Source organism: Pantoea sp. UBA5923 (assembly GCF_002431095.1).
GTDB lineage: Bacteria > Pseudomonadota > Gammaproteobacteria > Enterobacterales > Enterobacteriaceae > Pantoea > Pantoea piersonii.
Genome location: NZ_DJDN01000048.1, coordinates 49,139 through 68,710, shown reverse-complemented (window position 1 = coordinate 68,710; position 19,572 = coordinate 49,139). Strand labels below are relative to the sequence as shown.

At 57.9% G+C, this 19,572-nt stretch carries 20 protein-coding genes; 12 read left to right on the top strand and 8 right to left on the bottom strand.

What is annotated here, in order from left to right:
* Positions 1–140: 140 nt before the first annotated feature.
* Positions 141–2,420 (top strand): NADP-dependent oxaloacetate-decarboxylating malate dehydrogenase, encoded by a 2,280-nt coding sequence (gene maeB / locus B3797_RS11795; RefSeq protein WP_311791159.1) that lies wholly within the window; start codon positions 141–143, stop codon positions 2,418–2,420.
* Here the strand turns inward: maeB and hemF are convergent.
* Together hemF and amiA are read right to left on the bottom strand one after the other, a co-directional pair.
* Complete coding sequence (gene hemF, locus B3797_RS11790) at positions 2,415–3,317, bottom strand: oxygen-dependent coproporphyrinogen oxidase (protein WP_271152807.1); 903 nt, start codon at positions 3,315–3,317, stop codon at positions 2,415–2,417. The two genes, maeB and hemF, sit on opposite strands and share 6 nt — an antisense overlap.
* 32 nt (positions 3,318–3,349) lie before the next feature.
* A complete protein-coding gene (amiA, locus tag B3797_RS11785) occupies positions 3,350–4,216 on the bottom strand; it encodes an N-acetylmuramoyl-L-alanine amidase AmiA (RefSeq protein WP_120458164.1) in 867 nt (288 codons plus the stop codon).
* A gap of 210 nt (positions 4,217–4,426) precedes the next feature.
* Here amiA and B3797_RS11780 point away from each other — a divergent pair, with 210 nt between their 5' ends.
* From B3797_RS11780 to B3797_RS11735, 10 genes are all read left to right on the top strand, one after another.
* Positions 4,427–4,852: a GNAT family acetyltransferase gene (locus B3797_RS11780; RefSeq protein WP_033753728.1), complete on the top strand. Its 426-nt coding sequence runs from the start codon at positions 4,427–4,429 to the stop codon at positions 4,850–4,852.
* Positions 4,848–5,309 (top strand): DUF2919 family protein, encoded by a 462-nt coding sequence (locus tag B3797_RS11775; protein ID WP_311791181.1) that lies wholly within the window; start codon positions 4,848–4,850, stop codon positions 5,307–5,309. The genes B3797_RS11780 and B3797_RS11775 overlap by 5 nt, the downstream gene beginning before the upstream one ends.
* Positions 5,310–5,373: 64 nt before the next feature.
* Positions 5,374–5,985 (top strand): RpoE-regulated lipoprotein, encoded by a 612-nt coding sequence (locus B3797_RS11770; RefSeq protein WP_311782882.1) that lies wholly within the window; start codon positions 5,374–5,376, stop codon positions 5,983–5,985.
* Positions 5,986–6,248: 263 nt separating this feature from the next.
* Entirely contained in the window at positions 6,249–7,265 is a 1,017-nt protein-coding gene (locus tag B3797_RS11765; protein ID WP_311782881.1) for a sulfate ABC transporter substrate-binding protein, read from the top strand.
* Positions 7,265–8,101: a sulfate/thiosulfate ABC transporter permease CysT gene (gene cysT / locus B3797_RS11760; RefSeq protein ID WP_311782880.1), complete on the top strand. Its 837-nt coding sequence runs from the start codon at positions 7,265–7,267 to the stop codon at positions 8,099–8,101. The genes B3797_RS11765 and cysT overlap by 1 nt, the downstream gene beginning before the upstream one ends.
* Positions 8,101–8,976, top strand: a complete 876-nt coding sequence (gene cysW / locus B3797_RS11755) for a sulfate/thiosulfate ABC transporter permease CysW (protein WP_311782879.1) — start codon at positions 8,101–8,103, stop codon at positions 8,974–8,976. Before cysT ends, cysW begins: the two co-directional genes overlap by 1 nt.
* Positions 8,966–10,054 carry a sulfate/thiosulfate ABC transporter ATP-binding protein CysA gene (cysA, locus tag B3797_RS11750; RefSeq protein ID WP_311782878.1) on the top strand — a complete coding sequence of 363 codons (1,089 nt, stop codon included), beginning with the start codon at positions 8,966–8,968 and terminating at the stop codon, positions 10,052–10,054. Before cysW ends, cysA begins: the two co-directional genes overlap by 11 nt.
* Before the next feature lie 76 nt (positions 10,055–10,130).
* Complete coding sequence (cysM, locus tag B3797_RS11745) at positions 10,131–11,012, top strand: cysteine synthase CysM (protein ID WP_311791158.1); 882 nt, start codon at positions 10,131–10,133, stop codon at positions 11,010–11,012.
* Between the two features lie 167 nt (positions 11,013–11,179).
* Complete coding sequence (locus B3797_RS11740) at positions 11,180–11,860, top strand: response regulator transcription factor (protein WP_311782876.1); 681 nt, start codon at positions 11,180–11,182, stop codon at positions 11,858–11,860.
* Positions 11,857–13,224, top strand: a complete 1,368-nt coding sequence (locus B3797_RS11735) for an ATP-binding protein (protein WP_311782875.1) — start codon at positions 11,857–11,859, stop codon at positions 13,222–13,224. The genes B3797_RS11740 and B3797_RS11735 overlap by 4 nt, the downstream gene beginning before the upstream one ends.
* A gap of 80 nt (positions 13,225–13,304) precedes the next feature.
* On the opposite strand, the gene crr is transcribed toward B3797_RS11735, so the two are convergent.
* The 6 genes from crr to cysZ all read right to left on the bottom strand — a co-directional run bounded on the left by crr (position 13,305) and on the right by cysZ (position 18,264).
* Positions 13,305–13,808, bottom strand: coding sequence for a PTS glucose transporter subunit IIA (crr, locus tag B3797_RS11730; protein ID WP_033753703.1), 504 nt, complete (start codon positions 13,806–13,808; stop codon positions 13,305–13,307).
* Positions 13,809–13,850: 42 nt separating this feature from the next.
* On the bottom strand, positions 13,851–15,578 hold the full coding sequence (ptsI, locus tag B3797_RS11725) for a phosphoenolpyruvate-protein phosphotransferase PtsI (RefSeq protein WP_311782874.1): 1,728 nt from the start codon (positions 15,576–15,578) through the stop codon (positions 13,851–13,853).
* Positions 15,579–15,737: 159 nt separating this feature from the next.
* On the bottom strand, positions 15,738–15,995 hold the full coding sequence (gene ptsH / locus B3797_RS11720) for a phosphocarrier protein Hpr (protein ID WP_007889063.1): 258 nt from the start codon (positions 15,993–15,995) through the stop codon (positions 15,738–15,740).
* 177 nt (positions 15,996–16,172) lie between these two features.
* Positions 16,173–16,367: a hypothetical protein gene (locus B3797_RS11715; RefSeq protein WP_311791157.1), complete on the bottom strand. Its 195-nt coding sequence runs from the start codon at positions 16,365–16,367 to the stop codon at positions 16,173–16,175.
* 15 nt (positions 16,368–16,382) lie between these two features.
* Positions 16,383–17,354 (bottom strand): cysteine synthase A, encoded by a 972-nt coding sequence (gene cysK, locus B3797_RS11710; RefSeq protein ID WP_311791156.1) that lies wholly within the window; start codon positions 17,352–17,354, stop codon positions 16,383–16,385.
* 142 nt (positions 17,355–17,496) lie between these two features.
* The gene (cysZ, locus tag B3797_RS11705) at positions 17,497–18,264 is read right to left on the bottom strand and encodes a sulfate transporter CysZ (RefSeq protein ID WP_311791155.1); all 768 of its coding nucleotides are present in this window, start codon (positions 18,262–18,264) and stop codon (positions 17,497–17,499) included.
* 218 nt (positions 18,265–18,482) lie between these two features.
* Here cysZ and zipA point away from each other — a divergent pair, with 218 nt between their 5' ends.
* On the top strand, positions 18,483–19,547 hold the full coding sequence (zipA, locus tag B3797_RS11700) for a cell division protein ZipA (protein WP_311791154.1): 1,065 nt from the start codon (positions 18,483–18,485) through the stop codon (positions 19,545–19,547).
* Positions 19,548–19,572 lie beyond the last annotated feature (25 nt).

Here is a 19,572-nt window from a genome sequence, read left to right as displayed (position 1 = left end):
CGATTTCTGCCGGATTAACCGCACTTTCCGCCCTGCGCGCCCTTTACGTATCGATCTGCCTTATCGCGATCCCTCCGACGTTTTCCTTTCTGTCCGCCTTTTATACTGCCAGCGCACTGAAGCTGAAAAAGGAACCGACGATGGACGACCAACTCAAGCAGAGCGCGCTGGATTTTCATCAGTATCCCACTCCGGGCAAAATCCAGGTTTCCCCCACCAAACCTCTCGCCACGCAGCGCGATCTGGCGCTGGCCTACTCGCCCGGCGTCGCCGCGCCCTGTCTGGAAATTGCGCAGGATCCGCTGGCGGCACATAAATATACCGCGCGCGGCAATCTGGTGGCTGTGATCTCGAACGGCACTGCGGTGCTTGGACTCGGTAATATCGGCGCGCTGGCGGGCAAACCGGTGATGGAAGGCAAAGGGGTGCTGTTCAAAAAATTCGCCGGTATCGACGTCTTCGATATCGAGATTGATGAACAAGACCCGGAAAAGCTGATCAACGTTATCGCCGCGCTGGAACCGACCTTTGGCGGCATTAATCTGGAGGATATTAAAGCGCCGGAGTGCTTCTATATTGAACAGCAGCTACGCCAGCGCATGAAGATTCCGGTATTTCACGACGACCAACACGGTACGGCGATTATCTGTACCGCGGCGGTGCTTAACGGGCTGCGCATCGTTAACAAAGAGATTGCCGCGGTGCGACTGGTGGTCTCCGGCGCGGGCGCATCGGCTATCGCCTGCCTGAATCTGCTGGTGGCGCTCGGCATGCAAAAAGAGAACATTGTGGTGTGCGACTCGAAAGGGGTGATCTACCGCGACCGTGAAGCCAGCATGGCGCCCACTAAAGCCGCCTATGCGGTAGAGGATAACGGCGCGCGCAGGCTGGAAGAGGTAATCGAAAACGCGGATATCTTTCTCGGCTGCTCGGGGCCGCGGCTGCTGACGCCGGAAATGGTGCAGAGGATGGCGCGCGATCCGCTGATTCTGGCGCTTGCCAATCCCGAGCCGGAAATTATGCCTCCGCTGGCCAAAGCGGTGCGCCCTGACGCCATTATCTGCACCGGCCGTTCTGACTTCCCGAATCAGGTCAATAACGTGCTCTGCTTCCCGTTTATTTTCCGCGGCGCGCTCGACGTGGGCGCAACCACCATCAACGAGGAGATGAAGCTGGCGGCGGTGCACGCTATCGCCGCGCTGGCGCAGGCGGAGCAGAGCGATGTGGTTGCTTCCGCCTATGACGATCAGGATCTCAGCTTCGGGCCGGACTACCTGATACCAAAGCCCTTCGATCCGCGCCTGATTGTGCAGATTGCCCCGGCAGTGGCGCGCGCCGCGATGGAATCTGGCGTGGCGACCCGTCCTATAGAGGATTTTGATGCCTATCGCGAGAAGCTCGCCGAGTTCGTTTACAAAACCAATCTGTTTATGAAGCCGATCTTCTCTCAGGCACGCAAAGCGCCGAAGCGCGTGGTGCTGGCGGAAGGGGAGGAGGTGCGCGTACTGCACGCTACGCAGGAGCTGGTGACGCTTGGCCTGGCGCGGCCGATCCTGATTGGTCGTCCCAACGTGATCGCCATGCGTTTGCAGAAGCAGGGTCTGAAGATCGAAGCGGGCAAAGATTTTGACGTGGTGAACAACGAATCGGATCCGCGCTTCAAGGCGTACTGGAACGAGTATTACCAGATGATGAAGCGGCGCGGTGTAACGCCGGAGCAGGCGCAGCGCGCGGTGATCGGCAATCCAACGCTGATTGGCGCCATTATGGTACATCGCGGCGAGGCGGACGCAATGATCTGCGGCACCATCGGCGACTACCATGAGCACTATGACGTAGTGGAGAAAGTGTTCGGCCTGCGCGACGACGTGAAGGTGGCGGGCGCGATGAACGCGCTGCTGCTACCCAGCGGCAATACCTTTATTACCGATACCTACGTCAATGAGGATCCGACGCCGGAACAGCTGGCCGATCTGACGCTGCTGGCGGCGGAGACGGTGCGCCGCTTCGGCATTGAGCCGCGCGTTGCGCTGCTGTCGCACTCCAGCTTCGGCACCTCAAACGCGCCCGGCGCGCGCAAGATGCGTGAAGCGCTGGCGATTATTCAGCGTCGCGCGCCAGAGCTGGAAGTGGATGGCGAGATGCACGGCGATGCGGCGCTGATTGAGAGCATACGCCGCGAGCTGATGCCAGACAGCCCGCTGAAGGGGGCTGCAAACCTGCTGATCATGCCGAACGTCGAAGCGGCGCGGATTAGTTACAACCTACTTCGCGTCTCCAGCTCGGAGGGCGTCACCGTCGGCCCGGTGCTGATGGGCATCAGCAAGCCGGTGCATGTGCTGACGCGCATCGCTTCGGTCAGGCGGATTGTGAATATGGTCGCGCTTGCCGTCGTTGAAGCGCAAACTGCGCCTTTATAGCCAGTCGCGCACCGGTAAAAAGTCGCGCGTCAGCGCGGCTTCCGGCGAATCCGGCTCCGGCTGGTAGTCATACTCCCAGCGCACCAGCGGCGGCATCGACATCAGAATGGATTCGGTGCGGCCGCCGGTCTGCAGGCCAAACAGGGTGCCGCGATCCCACACCAGGTTGAACTCCACGTAGCGTCCGCGGCGGTAGAGCTGGAACTGGCGCTCGCGCTCGCCCCACGTCAGTGCTTTGCGGCGTTCGACAATCGGCAGATAGCCATCGAGGAAACCGTGGCCCACCGCCTGCATAAAGCGGAAGCTGGTGTCGAAGTCTGGCGTGTTGAGATCGTCAAAAAAGAGGCCGCCAATGCCGCGCTGCTCGTCGCGATGCTTCAGATAGAAGTAGTCGTCGCACCATTTCTTGTAGCGCGGATAGACCTCATCGCCGAACGGCTGGCAGAGATCGAACGCGGTCTGATGCCAGTGCACCGCATCTTCCTCAAAGCCGTAGTAGGGGGTCAGATCGAAGCCGCCGCCGAACCACCACACCGGATCGGCGCCTGGCTTTTCAGCGATAAAAAAGCGCACGTTGGCGTGGCTGGTCGGCACATAGGGACTGTGCGGATGGATTACCAGCGACACGCCCATCGCCTCAAAGCTGCGGCCCGCCAGCTCTGGACGGTGCGCCGTCGCCGACGCTGGCATCTGGTCGCCGTGAACGTGTGAAAAGTTAACGCCTGCCTGTTCAAACACCGCGCCGTCGCGCAGCACGCGGCTGCGGCCGCCGCCGCCGCCGGGACGCTGCCAGCTGTCCTCAATAAACTGCGCGCCGCCGTCGGCTGCCGCCAGTTGATTACAGATTGTCTCCTGCAGGTTCAGCAGAAAGGCTTTAACGCGGGAAATATCGGGCATGACATCTGACTCATTGCAAAAAAGTGGCGCGATTATACCTGACCATTGCGGCGATCGTACTCATCAAAATAGCGGGTAATGCCGCCAGCGATCGCCGTCGCGATTTTGCTGCGGAACGCGGCGGTGCCGAGCAGCTGCTCTTCACGCGGATTGGTGATAAAGGAGGTCTCGACCAGCACCGACGGAATCGACGGCGATTTCAGTACGGCAAACGCCGCCTGCTCGGTATGCTCGCTGTGCAGATGATGCACCGGGCGGATCTGATCCAGCACATGCTTGCCCAGCGTGAGGCTGTTGCGGATGGTGTCGGTCTGCACCAGATCGAACAGGATCTGGTTAAGATAGTGATCCTGCTGCTCAACCTTCGCGCCGCCGACTTTATCCGCCGCATTCTCTTTATCTGACAGATAGCGCGCCATGGCACTGCTGGCACCACGGTTCGAAAGGGCGAACACCGAGGCGCCGCTTGCTTCAGGGCTGGTAAAGCCGTCGGCGTGAATCGACATAAACAGGTTCGCGCCGTGCTGGTGCGCGATCTCAACGCGCTGATACAGCGGAATAAAGTGGTCGCTGTCGCGCGTCAGCCGCACCTCAATGCGCGGATGCGACTGCAACAGCTGGCGCACGTTGTTCGCAATTTCCAGCACGATATGTTTCTCTTCCGAGCCTTCGCTGCCTACGGCGCCGGAGTCGATGCCGCCGTGGCCGGGATCGATCATCACGATGCGCTTGCCGTTTTTCTGCGGCGGCGCAGGCTGCGCATGGCGCGGGCTGGCGCGCAGCGGAGCGCTTTCCTCTTTCGCCTGAACCGCGCGCGGGGAGAGCACGGCCAGCGCCAGGCCGGAGAGCAGCAGCTGACGACGGTTGGTAAGACGCTTGAGCAGAGAAAGTGTGGGCATAGGCCGGTCCATTAGCGGAAATTGTGCAGAGTGTTATATCGTAACATTTTGTCCGCTGCGAGGACCTAACCCTTTCAGCTCTTTACTTTGTATGTCAGGTTGCTAACGGGAAAACTGGCGCTTTTTGCTCCAGGCTGCGCTAGCCGGGGTTGCACGCGGCTCTGAATGCGTGATAATCAGCGAATTGTGCTTATTTGCAAGGTAAAGAAGATGGAAATCCGCGCTTTCCGCCAGGAAGATTTTGAAGAGGTGATTACGCTCTGGGAGCGTTGCGATTTGTTACGTCCGTGGAATGACCCGGAACTGGATATCGAACGCAAGATGAACCACGATGCTGACCTCTTTCTGGTTGCGGAAGTGGGCGGCGAAGTGGTCGGCACGCTGATGGGTGGCTATGACGGTCATCGCGGCTCCGCCTACTATCTGGCGGTGCATCCCGACTATCAGGGCCGCGGCTTCGCCAATGCCCTGATGAACCGGCTGGAGAAAAAGCTTATCGCCCGCGGCTGCCCCAAAATCAATCTGATGGTGCGTGAAGAGAACGATCAAGTCGTCGCCTTCTATGAGAAGCTGGAGTACGAACCGGTGGATTCAGTGCTGCTCGGCAAGCGGCTGATTGAAGACCGCGAGTATTGATGCAGTGAAATATTTGCCGGACGAATATGATGCGAAAGGGCAGCTGCGGCTGCCGTTTCTTTTTTGGCTGACGCTGCTGCTGCTGGCGCGCACCTGGATCCTGCTGGTGATGGCGGGGGCGTCGCGCCAGCAGGGCAGCGATCTGCTGGGACTCTTCTATCCCGACCGGCAGGCGTTCTGGCTCGGACTGGCGCTCGGCGCGCCTGCGCTCATTGGCCTGCTGCTGACCGGCTACCGCGCACGCTGGCCGCGGCTGTGGCAGATGTGGCGCTGGGTGCTGGTGCTGTCGCTGGCGGTCAATCTGGCGTGGCAGGGCGCGACCTTCGCATCCGGCGATCTGCTTACCTCGCCCTTGCCGCTGCTGCTCACGCTGTTCGATGGCCTGGCGCTGCTGTGGCTGCTGCTCAACGTCAGGCTGCGCGACTGCTTTCTGCCGGAACATCAGCTGGCGGAATAAACTTTTTTGCTGCTGGCGACTCCAATGAGTTCTGCCGTTTGGCACCGTGTTAACAGGAGTTTTAATGAAAGCGTTACCCTATTCGCTGCTGGTGGCCGCTACGCTGCTTAGCAGCTGTGCCAGTACCGGCTCCGCCTCTGAGTCAGACGTAAGCTGGTATAACCCGCTGAGCTATCACTGGTCGTCGGCGCTGCCGTGGAACTGGTTTGGCTCATCGCTGACCGCTACCGAGCAGGGCGTCGGCGGCGTCGGCAGCGCGACCGCAATGAGCGAAAGCGCGATCGGCGACGGCCTGAAAGGCAACTATAAGCTGCGTCAGGGCATGCGTAGCGAGAACGGCGATGTCATCGCCTTCTGGCAGGCGCTGGACGGCGATAAAGTGAAACTGCAGATCAGCGGGCGCAGCAGCGTAGAGCGTATTGAGGTGACGGACAGTGATATTGCCGCGCAGGATGGGGCTAAAATTGGCGACGCCTTTAGCGACAAATTCAGCAAGGCCTTTAACAACTGCAAGCTGGCGGGCGGCGCGGGCAACCACGACGTGGAGTGCCGCGCGCCAGGTAGCCAGCATCTTTCCTATGTCTACAGCGGTGACTGGCATGGCCCGGACGGTCTGATGCCGTCGGACGACGTGCTGAAAAGCTGGAAGCTGAGCAAAATTATCTGGCAGCGTTAAAAAAGCGGCGGTGCCCACTTCTTTATTCGCAGAGGATGGGCGAAACGGCGTAGCGGCGTAACAGCCGCTGTAACCTCTCCGGGCCGTCTGACGCGGCCCGCGCCTTTGCTGCCTGGCGCATAAAATTTTGCGCTGTCTTATGCCATTTTCGACTTTGAAATCATCAAACGATATATAAAACCGCTACTGCTTTTCACAGGGTTATAAATACACTGGGCAAACGGCTGGCATAAGCCGGATCTCTTGTTTTCTCAGGGTGCCCAATGACCAAAAGAACGATGAAAAATATCGTTGGCGGTATCGCCTTGTCGCTCAGTCTGGCAGGCGCGGCCAGCGCCACCGAACTGCTCAACAGCTCGTATGACGTTGCGCGCGAGCTGTTTGCCGCCCTGAATGCGCCGTTCGAAAAACAGTGGGATGCCAGCCATCCCGGTGACAAACTCACCATTAAAATGTCGCACGCCGGCTCCTCAAAACAGGCGCTGGCGATCCTGCAGGGGCTGCGTGCCGATGTCGTCACCTATAACCAGGTGACTGACGTGCAGGTGCTGCACGATAAAGGCAACCTGATTGCCGCGGACTGGCAAAGCCGCCTGCCGAACAACAGCTCGCCGTTTTACTCCACCATGGCGTTCCTGGTGCGCAAGGGCAATCCGAAGCAGATTCACGACTGGGCCGATCTCGGCCGCGACGACGTGAAGCTGGTCTTTCCTAATCCAAAAACCTCCGGCAACGGCCGTTATACCTGGCTGGCGGCCTGGGGCGCGACCAGCAAAGCCAACGGCGGAGACGAGGCGAAAACCCGCGCCTTTATGGCGAAATTTTTGAAGAACGTCGAAGTGTTTGATACCGGCGGACGCGGCGCGACCACCACCTTCGCCGAGCGCGGTCTGGGCGACGTGCTGATCAGCTTCGAATCCGAGGTCAACAATATTCGTAACCAGTACGGCAAAGATGAGTATGAAGTGGTGGTGCCGAAAACGGATATTCTCGCCGAATTCCCGGTGGCATGGGTCGATAAAAACGTCGCGCACAATAATACCGCTGACGCGGCGAAAGCCTATCTTAACTATCTCTATACGCCACAGGCGCAGCAAATCGTTACTGACTTCTACTACCGCGTAAACAATCCGCAGCTGATGAGCGAGCACAAAGATCGTTTCCCGCAGACGCAGCTGTTCCGCGTGGAAGATCAGTTTGGCGGCTGGGATAAGGCAATGAAGAGCCACTTCGCCAGCGGCGGCGAGCTGGATCAACTGTTATCAGCGGGGCGTGGATAATGTTTGCGTTAACTCAGAAACGCGTGCTGCCGGGATTTGGTCTGAGCCTCGGTACCAGCCTGCTGTTTACCTGTTTAATTCTGCTGCTGCCAATCAGCGCGCTGCTGATGCAGCTGTCGAAGATGACGCTGGCGCAGTACTGGGAAGTGATCAGCAACCCGCAGCTGGTGGCGGCCTATAAGGTAACGCTGCTCTCGGCAGCCGTTGCCTCGCTGTTTAATGCGGTGTTCGGCATGATTATGGCGTGGATCCTTACGCGCTATCGCTTTCCTGGCCGCACGCTGCTGGATGGCCTGGTGGATCTGCCGTTCGCCTTGCCGACGGCGGTCGCTGGCCTGACGCTGGCCGGTCTTTTCTCGGTAAACGGCTGGTACGGCGAGTGGATCTACAACGCCTTCGGCATCAAAGTTTCCTATACCTGGCTCGGCATCGCCGTCGCGATGGCTTTCACCAGCATCCCCTTTGTGGTGCGTACCGTACAGCCGGTGCTGGAAGAGCTGGGGCCAGAATATGAAGAGGCGGCACAGACGCTGGGCGCAACACCCTGGCAGAGCTTCCGTCGCGTGGTGCTGCCGGAAGTGGCGCCCGCGCTGCTGGCGGGCACCGCGCTCTCCTTTACCCGCAGCATCGGCGAATTCGGCGCGGTGATTTTTATTGCCGGCAATATCGCCTGGAAAACCGAGGTCACCTCGCTGATGATTTTCGTGCGCCTGCAGGAGTTCGACTACCCGGCTGCCAGCGCCATCGCGTCGGTGATCCTCGCGGCGTCGCTGGTGCTGCTGTTTGCGATTAACACTCTACAGAGCCGCTTCGGCCGCCGTCTGGGAGGCCACTAATGGCGCATATCTCCCACATCAACGCCGCTGACCGCCAGCCGGTCAACTGGAGCAAATGGCTGCTGATCGGCATCGGCGTGCTGGTATCGCTACTGCTGCTGGTGGTGCCGATGATCTCTATCTTCTATGAAGCGTTGAAGATGGGGCTGGGCGTCGCTTTTCAGAATCTCGGCGACAGCGACATGCTGCACGCCATCTGGCTGACGGTGCTGGTCGCGCTGATTACTGTGCCGGTCAATCTGGTGTTCGGTACGCTGCTCGCCTGGCTGGTGACGCGCTTTAACTTCCCTGGTCGCCAGCTGCTGCTGACGCTGTTCGATATTCCATTTGCCGTCTCGCCGGTAGTGGCTGGTCTGATGTATCTGCTGTTCTGGGGCGTTAACGGGCCAGCAGGAAGCTGGCTGGATGCGCATAACATTCAGGTGATGTTCGCCTGGCCCGGTATGGTGCTGGCGACCGTATTCGTTACCTGTCCTTTTGTGGTGCGCGAGCTGGTGCCGGTCATGCTGAGCCAGGGCAGCCACGAAGATGAGGCGGCAGTGCTGCTTGGCGCCTCCGGCTGGCAGATGTTCCGCCGCGTTACGCTGCCGAATATCCGCTGGGCGATGCTGTACGGCGTGGTCTTGACCAACGCGCGTACCCTCGGTGAGTTTGGTGCGGTCTCGGTGGTATCGGGATCGATTCGCGGCGAGACCTACACGTTGCCGCTTCAGATTGAATTACTGCATCAGGATTACAACGTGGTAGGCGCCTTTACCGCCGCTGCGCTGCTGACGCTGATGGCCATCGTCACGCTGTTTCTGAAAAGCATGCTGCAGTGGCGCTTAGAGCAGCAGCAGCATCGCCTGCAACAGGAGGAAAATCATGAGCATTGAGATTAAACAGATCAATAAATCTTTCGGCCGCACTTCGGTGTTGAACGATATCTCTCTGGATATTCCTTCTGGCCAGATGGTAGCGCTGCTGGGGCCGTCCGGCTCGGGGAAAACCACGCTGCTGCGTATTATCGCTGGACTGGAGCATCAGAACAGCGGGCAAATCCGCTTTCACAATAAAGACGTCAGCGCCCTGCATGCCCGCGACCGTCAGGTTGGCTTCGTGTTCCAGCACTATGCGCTGTTCCGCCATATGACGGTATTCGACAATATCGCTTTTGGCCTGACGGTACTGCCGCGCCGCGAACGGCCTTCCTCGGCTGAAATCAAACAGCGCGTGACGCGCCTGCTGGAGATGGTGCAGCTGGCGCATCTGGCAAACCGCTTTCCGGCGCAGCTGTCGGGCGGCCAGAAACAGCGTGTGGCGCTGGCGCGCGCGCTGGCGGTCGAGCCGCAGATCCTGCTGCTCGACGAACCTTTCGGCGCGCTGGACGCGCAGGTACGTAAAGAGCTGCGTCGCTGGCTGCGTCAGCTGCATGAGGAGCTGAAGTTTACCAGCGTCTTCGTTACCCACGATCAGGAAGAGGCGATGGAAGTAGCCGATCGCGTGGTGGTAATGAGCCAGGGCAATATCGAGCAGGTGGGAACGCCGGACGAAGTGTGGCGCGATCCCGCCACCCGCTTTGTGCTGGAGTTTCTCGGCGAGGTGAACCGCTTTGACGGGGAGATCCACGGCTCGCAGTTCCACGTCGGTGCGCATCACTGGCCTCTGGGCTATACGCCGGCGCATCAGGGCGCGGTCGAGCTTTTCCTGCGCCCGTGGGAGATTGACGTTTCGCGGCAGAGCAGCCTGGAGACGCCGCTGCCGGTACAGGTTCTGGAAGTTAGCCCGCGTGGTCATTTCTGGCAGCTGGTGGTCCAGCCGACCGGATGGCAGAGCGAACCTTTTTCGCTGGTGTTTGACGGCGACAGAAGCGCGCCGGTACGCGGCGAACGCCTGTTCGTCGGCCTGCAGCAGGCGCGTCTCTATCAGGGCGCGACGCCGCTGCGTGCTGTTGCCTTTGCCGAAAGCGCCTGATATTTTCTCACGCGACAGCGGGTGGGACTTGTCCCGCCCCTTTTTTTGCTCGCTTATGTTCGCCGGGAAACGCATCTTGACCACTCTGCAAAACACCATCGGCAATACGCCGCTGATCAAAATCCAGCGCCTGACGCCTGCCAACGGCAGCGAAATCTGGCTCAAGCTGGAGGGCAATAATCCTGCCGGCTCCGTCAAGGATCGCGCCGCCTGGTCAATGATTAACCAGGCGGAACTGCGCGGCGAAATCACGCCGGGCGATCGCCTGATTGAAGCCACCAGCGGCAATACCGGCATTGCGCTGGCGATGATCGCCGCGATGAAAGGTTACGCGCTGCGCTTGCTGATGCCTGAAAATATGAGCCGGGAGCGGCAGGATGCGATGCGCGCTTACGGCGCGGAGCTGGTGCTGGTAAGTCGCGAACTGGGCATGGAGGGCGCCCGCGACATGGCGCTGGCGATGATGGCGCGCGGCGAAGGTCGCGTGCTTGACCAGTTCAATAACCCTGATAATCCGCTCGGCCATTACCAGACTACCGGCCCGGAAATCTGGCAGCAGAGCGGCGGACGTCTGACCCATTTCGTCTCCAGCATGGGCACCACCGGCACGATTACCGGCGTTGGCCGCTACCTGAAAGAGAAGAGCGACAGCGTAACCATTATCGGCCTGCAGCCGGAAGAGGGGAGCGCTATTCCCGGCATCCGCCGCTGGCCGCAGGCCTATCTGCCCGGCATCTACCGGCCCGAGCTGGTCGATGTAGTGATGGATATGGGACAGTCCGAGGCGGAAGAGACGATGCGGGCGCTGGCGCGACGTGAGGGGATCTTCTGCGGCGTCAGTTCCGGCGGCGCGGTGGCGGGTGCCTTACGCATCGCCCAGGCGCAGCCAGGCAGCGTGATTGTCGCTATCGTCTGCGATCGCGGCGACCGCTATCTCTCAACCGGCATCTATCGGTAAATCCTCTCTTGAGCGGCCCGGCAGCGCCAGAGTGGTGGGGCCGGGCCGTTTTTGTCTATAGTCATCCTGAGCATCGTCTGACGTCGAATCTGTAAGGAACGCGTAAAACCGGCTGCGTCCGGCGCTCGCTCAGGACAAAATAGCGTCAATACAGGCGAGAGACCACCATGAAAATTTTGTTAGTTGATGACGATGTGGAGCTGGGCACCATGCTCAGCCAGTACCTTATTGCAGAAGGCTTTGAAACCCAGCTGGTATTAACGGGCAGCGCAGGCATTGAAGGCGCGCTTTCCGGCCATTACACCGCAATGATCCTTGATATTATGCTGCCGGATATGAGCGGTATCGACGTGCTGCGGCAGGTGAGGCAAAACAGCCGCCTGCCGGTAATCATGCTGACCGCCAAAGGCGACAATATCGACCGCGTGATCGGGCTGGAGATGGGCGCGGACGACTATATGCCGAAGCCCTGCTACCCGCGCGAGCTGGTAGCGCGTCTGCGCGCGGTACTGCGACGCTTTGAAGAGCAGGCGCCCCTGCCGGACAAAAAAGAGCTGCTGCGCTGGGGTGAACTGACGCTTAATCCCGCTACGCGCATTACCGAGTGGCAGGGCAAGCCCTTCGATCTCACCGCCTCAGAATTTAATCTGCTTGAGCTGCTGATGCGTTCGCCGGATCGCGTGGTGTCAAAAGATGAGCTGTCGGAAAAAGGGCTGGGCCGTCCGCGTGAGGCCTACGACCGCAGCGTAGATGTTCATATCAGCAATATCCGTCAGAAACTGTCGGCGCTTACCGCTGACAGCGTCAATATCGAAACGGTGCGCAGCATCGGTTATCGCATTCGATGAAGCAAAACTATCGCGGACGCATGTTCTGGAAGATCTTAATCGGCTTCTGGATCGTGTTCGTTATTATCAGTCAGCTGCTCTGGCTCGGTTTTACCTTTGCCGGGAATCACCATGAGCCGCCGGAGATTATCGCTACGCGCCGCATCGTTAATCTGCAGATGGCATCAGCGGTATCGGTGCTGGAGCGCGGCGGTCTTAGCTCGCTGGACAATATGATGGCGGACTGGGAGCCGAACGATCGTCAGTTCTTTTCCGTTATCCAACATGCGCGGCCTGCCCATAGCGAGCCGCTGCCGGAAACCTTTAACCCGCCCTTTCAGGGCAAATTCCCTGACGTTATTGTGCGCTGGGTGAAAGGCGCAGACGGCAAGCAGTATGAGCTGCGCTATGACGTCAAAGGCCTGCGGGAAGACAGCTCGATGGGAATGACCGGGCCGCGACACATTCTTAATATCCCTGAGCCGATGTTCGTGTTTGCCGGGTCAGTCGGGTTGCTCTTTAGTCTGCTGCTGGCGTGGAACCTGACGCGGCCGATGCGCCAGCTGCGCGAGGGCTTTACACGCGTATCGAACGGCGATCTCAGCGTGCGGCTCTATCCTATGATGCGCAAGCGTCATGATGAGCTGTCTAACGTGGCGGAGGCGTTTGACGCCATGGTAGAGCGGCTTGATACGCTGGTTCGCGCGCGCGAGGAGTTGCTGCATGATATTTCGCATGAGCTGCGTTCGCCGCTGGCGCGTCTGCAGCTTGCGACCGGCTTAGCGCGCCAGACGCCGGAGAGCGTTAACGCCTCTCTCGATCGCATCGACGAAGAGGCGCGGCGGCTGGATAAGATGATTGGCGAGCTGCTGACGCTGTCGCGCGCCGGGCATGAGAGTATGCCTGACGAGCAATATTTTGATCTGACCGGCCTGGTGCACGCGGTTGTCACTGACGTGCGCTACGAGGCGCAGATTCCCGGCGTAAACGTTAATTTTCAGGTTGATGAAAGCGCCGATTACACGGTGCGCGGCAACGCCGAGCTGATCCGCCGCGGCATCGAGAATGTGCTGCGCAACGCGCTGCGTTTCTCGCTGCCTGGTCAGCATATTCAGGTCAGGCTTCAGGCGGAGCAGCAGTGGCTGGCGATCCGAGTACGCGATCAGGGACCGGGCGTGGATGATGAAAAGCTCTCCAGCATCTTCGATCCCTTTGTGCGGGTTAACTCACCGCTGCTGGGTAAAGGCTATGGTCTGGGACTGGCTATCGTGCGTAAGGTGGTACTGGCGCATCACGGCGAGGTGCAGGCGGTGAATCGTCCTGAAGGCGGGCTGGAGCTGACTATCCGCCTGCCGCGCTGGCAGTCTCAGAGCAAGAGCGCGTAAGAGGGCTGCGCGCTGTCAGCGTCCGGAACAGACAAATAAAAACGGCACCCTGAGGGTGCCGTTTCTTTTAGCTGAATCTGTTACTTCTTGATGCGGATCACCGGCGTTTCGCCAACGGTAACCTGACCAGAGAGCTTAACCAGCTCTTTGATCTCATCCATGTTGGAGATCACAACAGGCGTGAGTGTCGATTTGGCTTTCTCTTCCAGCAACGGCAGATCAAACTCGATCACCACATCGCCTTTCTTGACCTTCTGGCCCTCTTCGGCGATGCGCTTGAAGCCTTCGCCTTTCAGCTCGACCGTATCGATGCCGAAGTGCACAAACAACTCAATGCCGTTGTCAGACTCGATTGAAAACGCATGGTTGGTTTCGAAAATCTTGCCGATGGTGCCATCGACCGGCGCAACCATTTTGTTGCCGGTTGGTTTGATGGCGATGCCGTCGCCAACGATCTTCTCGGCAAACACCACATCCGGTACGTCTTCAATGTTTACGATCTCGCCTGACAGAGGCGCAACAATATCAATCGTCCCAGATGTGCTTTCTGATTTATTGCCAAAAAGCTTGTCAAGAAAACCCATATTCTTCTCCTAAACAGTATTGTTGGGCCAGCGTCTCGTGGATCAGCAGAGTGTTTTCTCTTTAATGAACTTGTTGACCAGGTTCATCAGGTCTTCCGCTGTAGGTTGAGCCAGAGCCTGCTCCGCCAGAGCTTTCGCATCTTCGAAATTCGTATTACGAATAATTTTCTTAATGCCTGGGATCGAAATGGCACTCATGCTGAATTCGTCCAGCCCCATACCCAGTAACAGTAGTGTAGCACGTTCATCACCAGCCAGCTCACCACACATGCCGGTCCACTTACCTTCGGCATGAGAGGCATCGATCACTTGCTTGATCAAGCCCAGCACCGACGGCGACATCGGGTTATAGAGGTGCGAAATCAAATCATTACCACGATCGACTGCCAGAGTATACTGCGTCAGGTCGTTTGTCCCAATACTGAAAAAATCCACTTCTTTAGCCAGATGGCGCGCAATAACTGCTGAAGCAGGGGTTTCCACCATAATGCCAACTTCGATAGTCTCGTCGAACGCTTTGCCTTCTTCGCGCAGCTGCGCTTTCAAAAGCTCCAGCTCGCCCTTCAGGATGCGTACTTCTTCAACAGAGATAATCATCGGGAACATAATGCGCAGCTTACCGAAAGAGGAGGCGCGTAAAATCGCGCGCAGCTGGGCATGCAGGATCTCTTTACGATCCATGGCGATACGAATCGCGCGCCAGCCGAGGAACGGGTTCTCTTCTTTCGGCAGGTTCATGTAAGGCAGATCTTTGTCGCCGCCGATATCCATGGTGCGCACGATAACCGCCTGCGAACCAACGGCTTCAGCAACTGCTTTATACGCCTGGAACTGCTCTTCTTCGGTTGGCAGTGAGTCACGGTCCATAAACAGGAACTCGGTGCGGTAGAGGCCGACGCCTTCCGCGCCGTTGCGCTCTGCGCCAGCGACGTCACGTACGGTGCCGATGTTGGCACACACTTCAACCTGGTGTCCGTCCAGCGTAATCGCCGGGAGATCTTTCAGCTTAGCCAGCTCATGTTTTTCGCTCAGGTACTGGGTCTGAACGGCCTTCAGCTCTTCCAGCTCGCTCTCTGACGGATTGACGTAAACTTTATTGTTAACGCCGTCCAGAATCAGGAAGTCGCCGTTTTTCACCGTCGCGGTCACGTTGCCGGTACCGACAATCGCCGGCAGCTCCAGCGAGCGCGCCATAATCGACGTGTGCGACGTACGGCCGCCGAGATCGGTAATAAAGCCCAGCACCTTTTTCAGGTTCAGCTGTGCGGTTTCCGACGGCGTTAAATCTTTTGCTACCAGAATCGACTCGTCCTGGATTGCGCTCAGGTCAACGATATGCAGACCGAGAATGTTTTGCAGCAGACGTTTGCCGATATCGCGAACGTCAGCGGCGCGTTCTTTGAGGTATTCGTCATCGAGCTCTTCGAGCGCTTTTGCCTGACCGTCGATAACGGAGTAGGCGGCAGCGTCGGCCGACGCGTGATCTTTTTTGATCAGGTCGATGATTTCCTGCTCCAGCTCTTCGTCTTCCAGCAACATGATGTGGCCTTCGAAGATGGCTGCTTTCTCTTCACCAAACGTTTCACCCGCTTTCACTCTGATCGCTTCCAGCTGCTGTGCAGCCTGAGCGCGGCCGTCGAGGAAGCGTTTTACTTCCTGGTCGACCTGGTCTTCAGAAATCTTCTTGCGGTTGATGACGATCTCATCCTCAATCAACAGCAGAGCTTTGCCGAAAGCGATACCTGGTGATGCTAAAATGCCTGAAATCATAACCCTACCTTTTAATCACGATGGCTCTTTGACCCAATGCGTTGCCATTGTCGCGGGAGCTGTACTCTACGGATGTGATAACGCGGACAAGTTGTCCGCGATCAAGATGTTTGCACTCAATGGGGCAAAGGAGTCGGTATACAGCAAAAGCTGAGTGGATTACTCCAGTTCAGCCATCAGTTTAACCAGATGCTCTACGGCCTGCTGCTCATCTTCGCCTTCGGCAGAGAGTGTAACAACCGTACCCTGAGTCAGACCCAGCGTCTGCAGTTTGAACAGGCTCTTGGCGCTGGCGGATTTGCCGTTAGAGGTGACGGTGATTTCTGACTGGAACGCTTTCGCTTCTTTAACAAACTGCGCGGCAGGGCGAGTGTGAAGACCATTAGGCGCGGTGATAGTAACTTCTTGCTGGAACATTCTGTTTCCCCAACGTTATCAGGTTTGGTGTTATGGACTTAAAGTCTAGCCTGGAGCCGTAACTTTAGCCTGTGTAGGTGCGCGGGTATAGCGTTACGCTGACCAATAAATGCGCTTGAATGAGTACGTCATTCCAGTTGAAGGGTCAAATTCCCTGTCGAGCGCTTCAGCTGCTAATTATGCCGTGATTCGCCATATCGCCAAATCCTTAAATCGATTCAGCTTGATCCACTTCAAAGGCGGATTAATTTCAGGCACCGAAATAATTGGCAGCTTAAATACCAGAGCAGCGTCACTGAAATCAATGTGGGCGGTGGCGAAAGTGAGATCTCCGCCACAAAAAAGCACCCGTTCGGGTGCTTTTTTCAGCATTTTCAGAATCTGGCGTTACTGCTGCAGCTCTTTTTCAGTGAAAAGATCGGCAAACAGTGCGGTACTCAGATAGCGCTCGCCGGAGGAGGGCAGAATGACGACGATGTTTTTGTTGGCGAACGCCTCATCTTCCTGCAGCTTCAGCGCTGCCGCAACGGCTGCGCCGGATGAAATACCGGCAAGAATGCCTTCTTCTTCCATCAGCTGGCGCGCAGTGCTGATCGCCTCTTCGTTAGTGATAGCTACCACGCGGTCAACCAAATTCAAATCCAGGTTGCCAGGAATAAAGCCGGCACCGATGCCCTGAATCTTATGCGGCCCGGGTTTGATCTCTTCACCTGCGATGGCCTGAGCAATAACCGGCGAGTCGGTAGGCTCAACCGCCACGGTAATCAGATCTTTTTTGCCTTTGGTATTCTTGATATAGCGGGATACGCCGGTCAGCGTGCCGCCGGTACCGACGCCAGCAATAAACACGTCCACAGCGCCGTCGGTATCTTCCCAGATTTCAGGGCCGGTGGTCTTCTCGTGGATTTCCGGGTTGGCCGGGTTGCTGAACTGCTGCAGCAGCACATATTTGTCCGGGTCGCTGGCGACAATCTCTTCCGCTTTGGCGATTGCGCCTTTCATCCCTTTTGGCCCTTCGGTCAGCACCAGATTAGCGCCCAGCGCTTTCAGCAGCTTACGGCGCTCAACGGACATGGTCTCTGGCATGGTCAGCGTCAGCTTATAGCCGCGCGCCGCAGCGACATAGGCCAGCGCGATGCCGGTATTGCCGCTGGTCGGCTCGACCAGTTCGACGCCTGGTTTCAAAATACCGCGTTTCTCTGCGTCCCAAATCATATTGGCACCGATACGGCATTTTACGCTGAAGCTCGGGTTACGGGATTCTACCTTCGCCAGAATGCGGCCGTTACCGATGCGGTTCAGTCGAACCAGTGGCGTATGACCAATTGTCAACGAGTTATCTTCATAGATCTTACTCATAGCCTGTCCTTAACTGTATGAATTATTGGGAGCCCTCTGAGCATACCCTTTCTGTCTGCGCGCGGAAGGAAAGAAAACGCATATCTATATGTCCCCGCGCAATAAGCCTCTGCAAAAAATGCATAAGGCGTTCTGATGAGTACTAGCGTAGCTCACTGCGAGCCAGCTGCCCGCGATAGCGATCGACCCACATCGCCGTTGCGCCGCACACCGCGACCGGCATTATCGCCAGGTTAAGAATCGGGATCATGGTAAACAGGCTGACCAGCGCGCCGAACTGCATATTGGCCGTTTTATGTCTGCGCAGGGCGCTGCGCATCTGCTGGAAACTCACCTTATGGTTATCAAACGGATAGTCGCAATATTGCACAGAGAGCATCCATGCGCTGAACAGGAACCACAGCACCGGCGCCACCGTCTGACCAAAGCCTGGAATAAAGTAGAGCAGCAGCAGGCCGAGCGCGCGCGGCAGATAGTAGCCGAGCTTTTGCAGTTCGCGCTTCATAATGCGCGGCACATCTTTCAGCATCGCCAGCCAGCCGCTGTCCGGCATCGCTTTGCCTGTCAGGCGACCTTCCAGCTGCTCCGCGAGCAGTCCGCAAAACGGCGCGGCGATCCAGTTGGCAATAGTAGAAAAGAAGTAGCTGAATACCAGCACGATAGAGATAACTGACAGCGGCCAGAGCAGATAACTCAGCCACTGCAGCCATTCGGGGATATGCGCCATAAGCTGCGGGATCCAGCTGCCCAGCCGGTAAAACAGCCAGACGAATGCGCCGCCCAGCAGCAGGATATTGACCAGCAGCGGGATAATGACGAAACGTCGGATGCCTGGCAGACGAACCAGTCTCCAGCCTTCGCTAAAATAGTGCACGCCGTTGAAACTTGAGACAGTGTTCTTGTTGGCCATACAGGCAACTCTCCAGAAAATAATCAGGCGAGACCATGATAACCTGGCTTTTTCTCCTGACCATGAGGCGATTGTGTGAAAAAACAGCAAAAAAACGTGGGGTGACTATCTTATTTGTCAGAAAATACTGCACGAGCTTGCACTTGTTTAGCTGGGCAAATACAGTTAGAGGATAAAGTTTGCCGCGGTGGCAAGGTATTGGAACAACAGAGAATACAATGATGCAGGATTTGCGTCTGATATTAATCGTTGTTGGCGCGATCGCCATTATAGCGCTCCTTCTTCACGGGCTGTGGACCAGCCGTAAAGAGCGCTCGTCAGTGTTCCGCGATCGCCCGCACAAACGGCTCAAACAGCGCGACCAGCGCGACGATGATGAAGATAGCCTGACTGACGATGAAGAGGGCGTCGGCGACGTTCGCGTGCGCCATGAACGGCCGCATCAGGAGCCGCGCATCGATAATTTCCGCGACGAGCCGCAGGATGATACGCCTCCTTTCAGCGCGACGCCGGAGAAGCCGCGTCAGCCAGCCGCGCGTCCTCAGCCGCAGCCGGAAAACGATCCGTTGCTGACGCCGCAACAGCCGCGTACTCAGCAGCCGCGTCCGCAACCGCAACCTCAGCCTGTTCAGACGCCAGCGCCGCAGCAACCTGCGCCGCGCTTTGCGCCAGCGCAGCCTATTCAGGCCGATCCGCTGCTTGATTTAGATCCGCTGGAAGCTGTCCAGCCTGAGCCGGAGTTCCAGGCCGAGCCGGAATATGAGCCGCAGCCGCAGCACGCTGTTCATCACCAGCCGGAATATCAGGAGCCTCAGCACGAGGAGCCGGTTCGCCAGGAGGCGCCGAAAGCGCCGGGCAAGCCGAAGGAAACGGTGCTGGTGCTGCACGTCGCCGCGCATACCGGCGGCACGCTGAACGGCGAAGCGCTGCTGCAGGGCATTCTGCAGGCGGGCTTCCAGTTTGGCGAAATGAATATTTTCCATCGGCATCTCAGCCCAGCGGGCAGCGGCCCGGTGCTGTTCAGCCTGGCCAATATGGTCAAGCCTGGCTCGTTTAATCCGGACGAGATGTCTGACTTTTCCACGCCGGGCATCTCTATCTTTATGATGGTGCCTTCTTACGGCGATGCGAACCAAAACTTTAAGCTAATGCTGCAGTCCGCGCAGCGTATCGCCGATGATGTCGGCGGCGTGGTGCTGGACGATGAGCGTCGTATGATGACGCCGCAGAAGCTGGAAACCTACAAGACCCGCATCCGCGAGGTCATTGAATCCAGAGAATAATCCAGGCCATTAATCCTGATTAACC

Excerpts from the sequence above, each read along its gene's own strand:
- maeB (WP_311791159.1), top strand. The coding sequence starts at position 141 with ATGGACGACCAACTCAAGCAGAGCGCGCTGGATTTTCATCAGTATCCC.
- hemF (WP_271152807.1), bottom strand. The coding sequence starts at position 3,317 with ATGCCCGATATTTCCCGCGTTAAAGCCTTTCTGCTGAACCTGCAGGAG.
- amiA (WP_120458164.1), bottom strand. The coding sequence starts at position 4,216 with ATGCCCACACTTTCTCTGCTCAAGCGTCTTACCAACCGTCGTCAGCTG.
- B3797_RS11780 (WP_033753728.1), top strand. The coding sequence starts at position 4,427 with ATGGAAATCCGCGCTTTCCGCCAGGAAGATTTTGAAGAGGTGATTACG.
- B3797_RS11770 (WP_311782882.1), top strand. The coding sequence starts at position 5,374 with ATGAAAGCGTTACCCTATTCGCTGCTGGTGGCCGCTACGCTGCTTAGC.
- B3797_RS11765 (WP_311782881.1), top strand. The coding sequence starts at position 6,249 with ATGACCAAAAGAACGATGAAAAATATCGTTGGCGGTATCGCCTTGTCG.
- cysT (WP_311782880.1), top strand. The coding sequence starts at position 7,265 with ATGTTTGCGTTAACTCAGAAACGCGTGCTGCCGGGATTTGGTCTGAGC.
- cysW (WP_311782879.1), top strand. The coding sequence starts at position 8,101 with ATGGCGCATATCTCCCACATCAACGCCGCTGACCGCCAGCCGGTCAAC.
- cysA (WP_311782878.1), top strand. The coding sequence starts at position 8,966 with ATGAGCATTGAGATTAAACAGATCAATAAATCTTTCGGCCGCACTTCG.
- B3797_RS11740 (WP_311782876.1), top strand. The coding sequence starts at position 11,180 with ATGAAAATTTTGTTAGTTGATGACGATGTGGAGCTGGGCACCATGCTC.
- B3797_RS11735 (WP_311782875.1), top strand. The coding sequence starts at position 11,857 with ATGAAGCAAAACTATCGCGGACGCATGTTCTGGAAGATCTTAATCGGC.
- crr (WP_033753703.1), bottom strand. The coding sequence starts at position 13,808 with ATGGGTTTTCTTGACAAGCTTTTTGGCAATAAATCAGAAAGCACATCT.
- ptsI (WP_311782874.1), bottom strand. The coding sequence starts at position 15,578 with ATGATTTCAGGCATTTTAGCATCACCAGGTATCGCTTTCGGCAAAGCT.
- ptsH (WP_007889063.1), bottom strand. The coding sequence starts at position 15,995 with ATGTTCCAGCAAGAAGTTACTATCACCGCGCCTAATGGTCTTCACACT.
- B3797_RS11715 (WP_311791157.1), bottom strand. The coding sequence starts at position 16,367 with ATGCTGAAAAAAGCACCCGAACGGGTGCTTTTTTGTGGCGGAGATCTC.
- cysK (WP_311791156.1), bottom strand. The coding sequence starts at position 17,354 with ATGAGTAAGATCTATGAAGATAACTCGTTGACAATTGGTCATACGCCA.
- cysZ (WP_311791155.1), bottom strand. The coding sequence starts at position 18,264 with ATGGCCAACAAGAACACTGTCTCAAGTTTCAACGGCGTGCACTATTTT.
- zipA (WP_311791154.1), top strand. The coding sequence starts at position 18,483 with ATGATGCAGGATTTGCGTCTGATATTAATCGTTGTTGGCGCGATCGCC.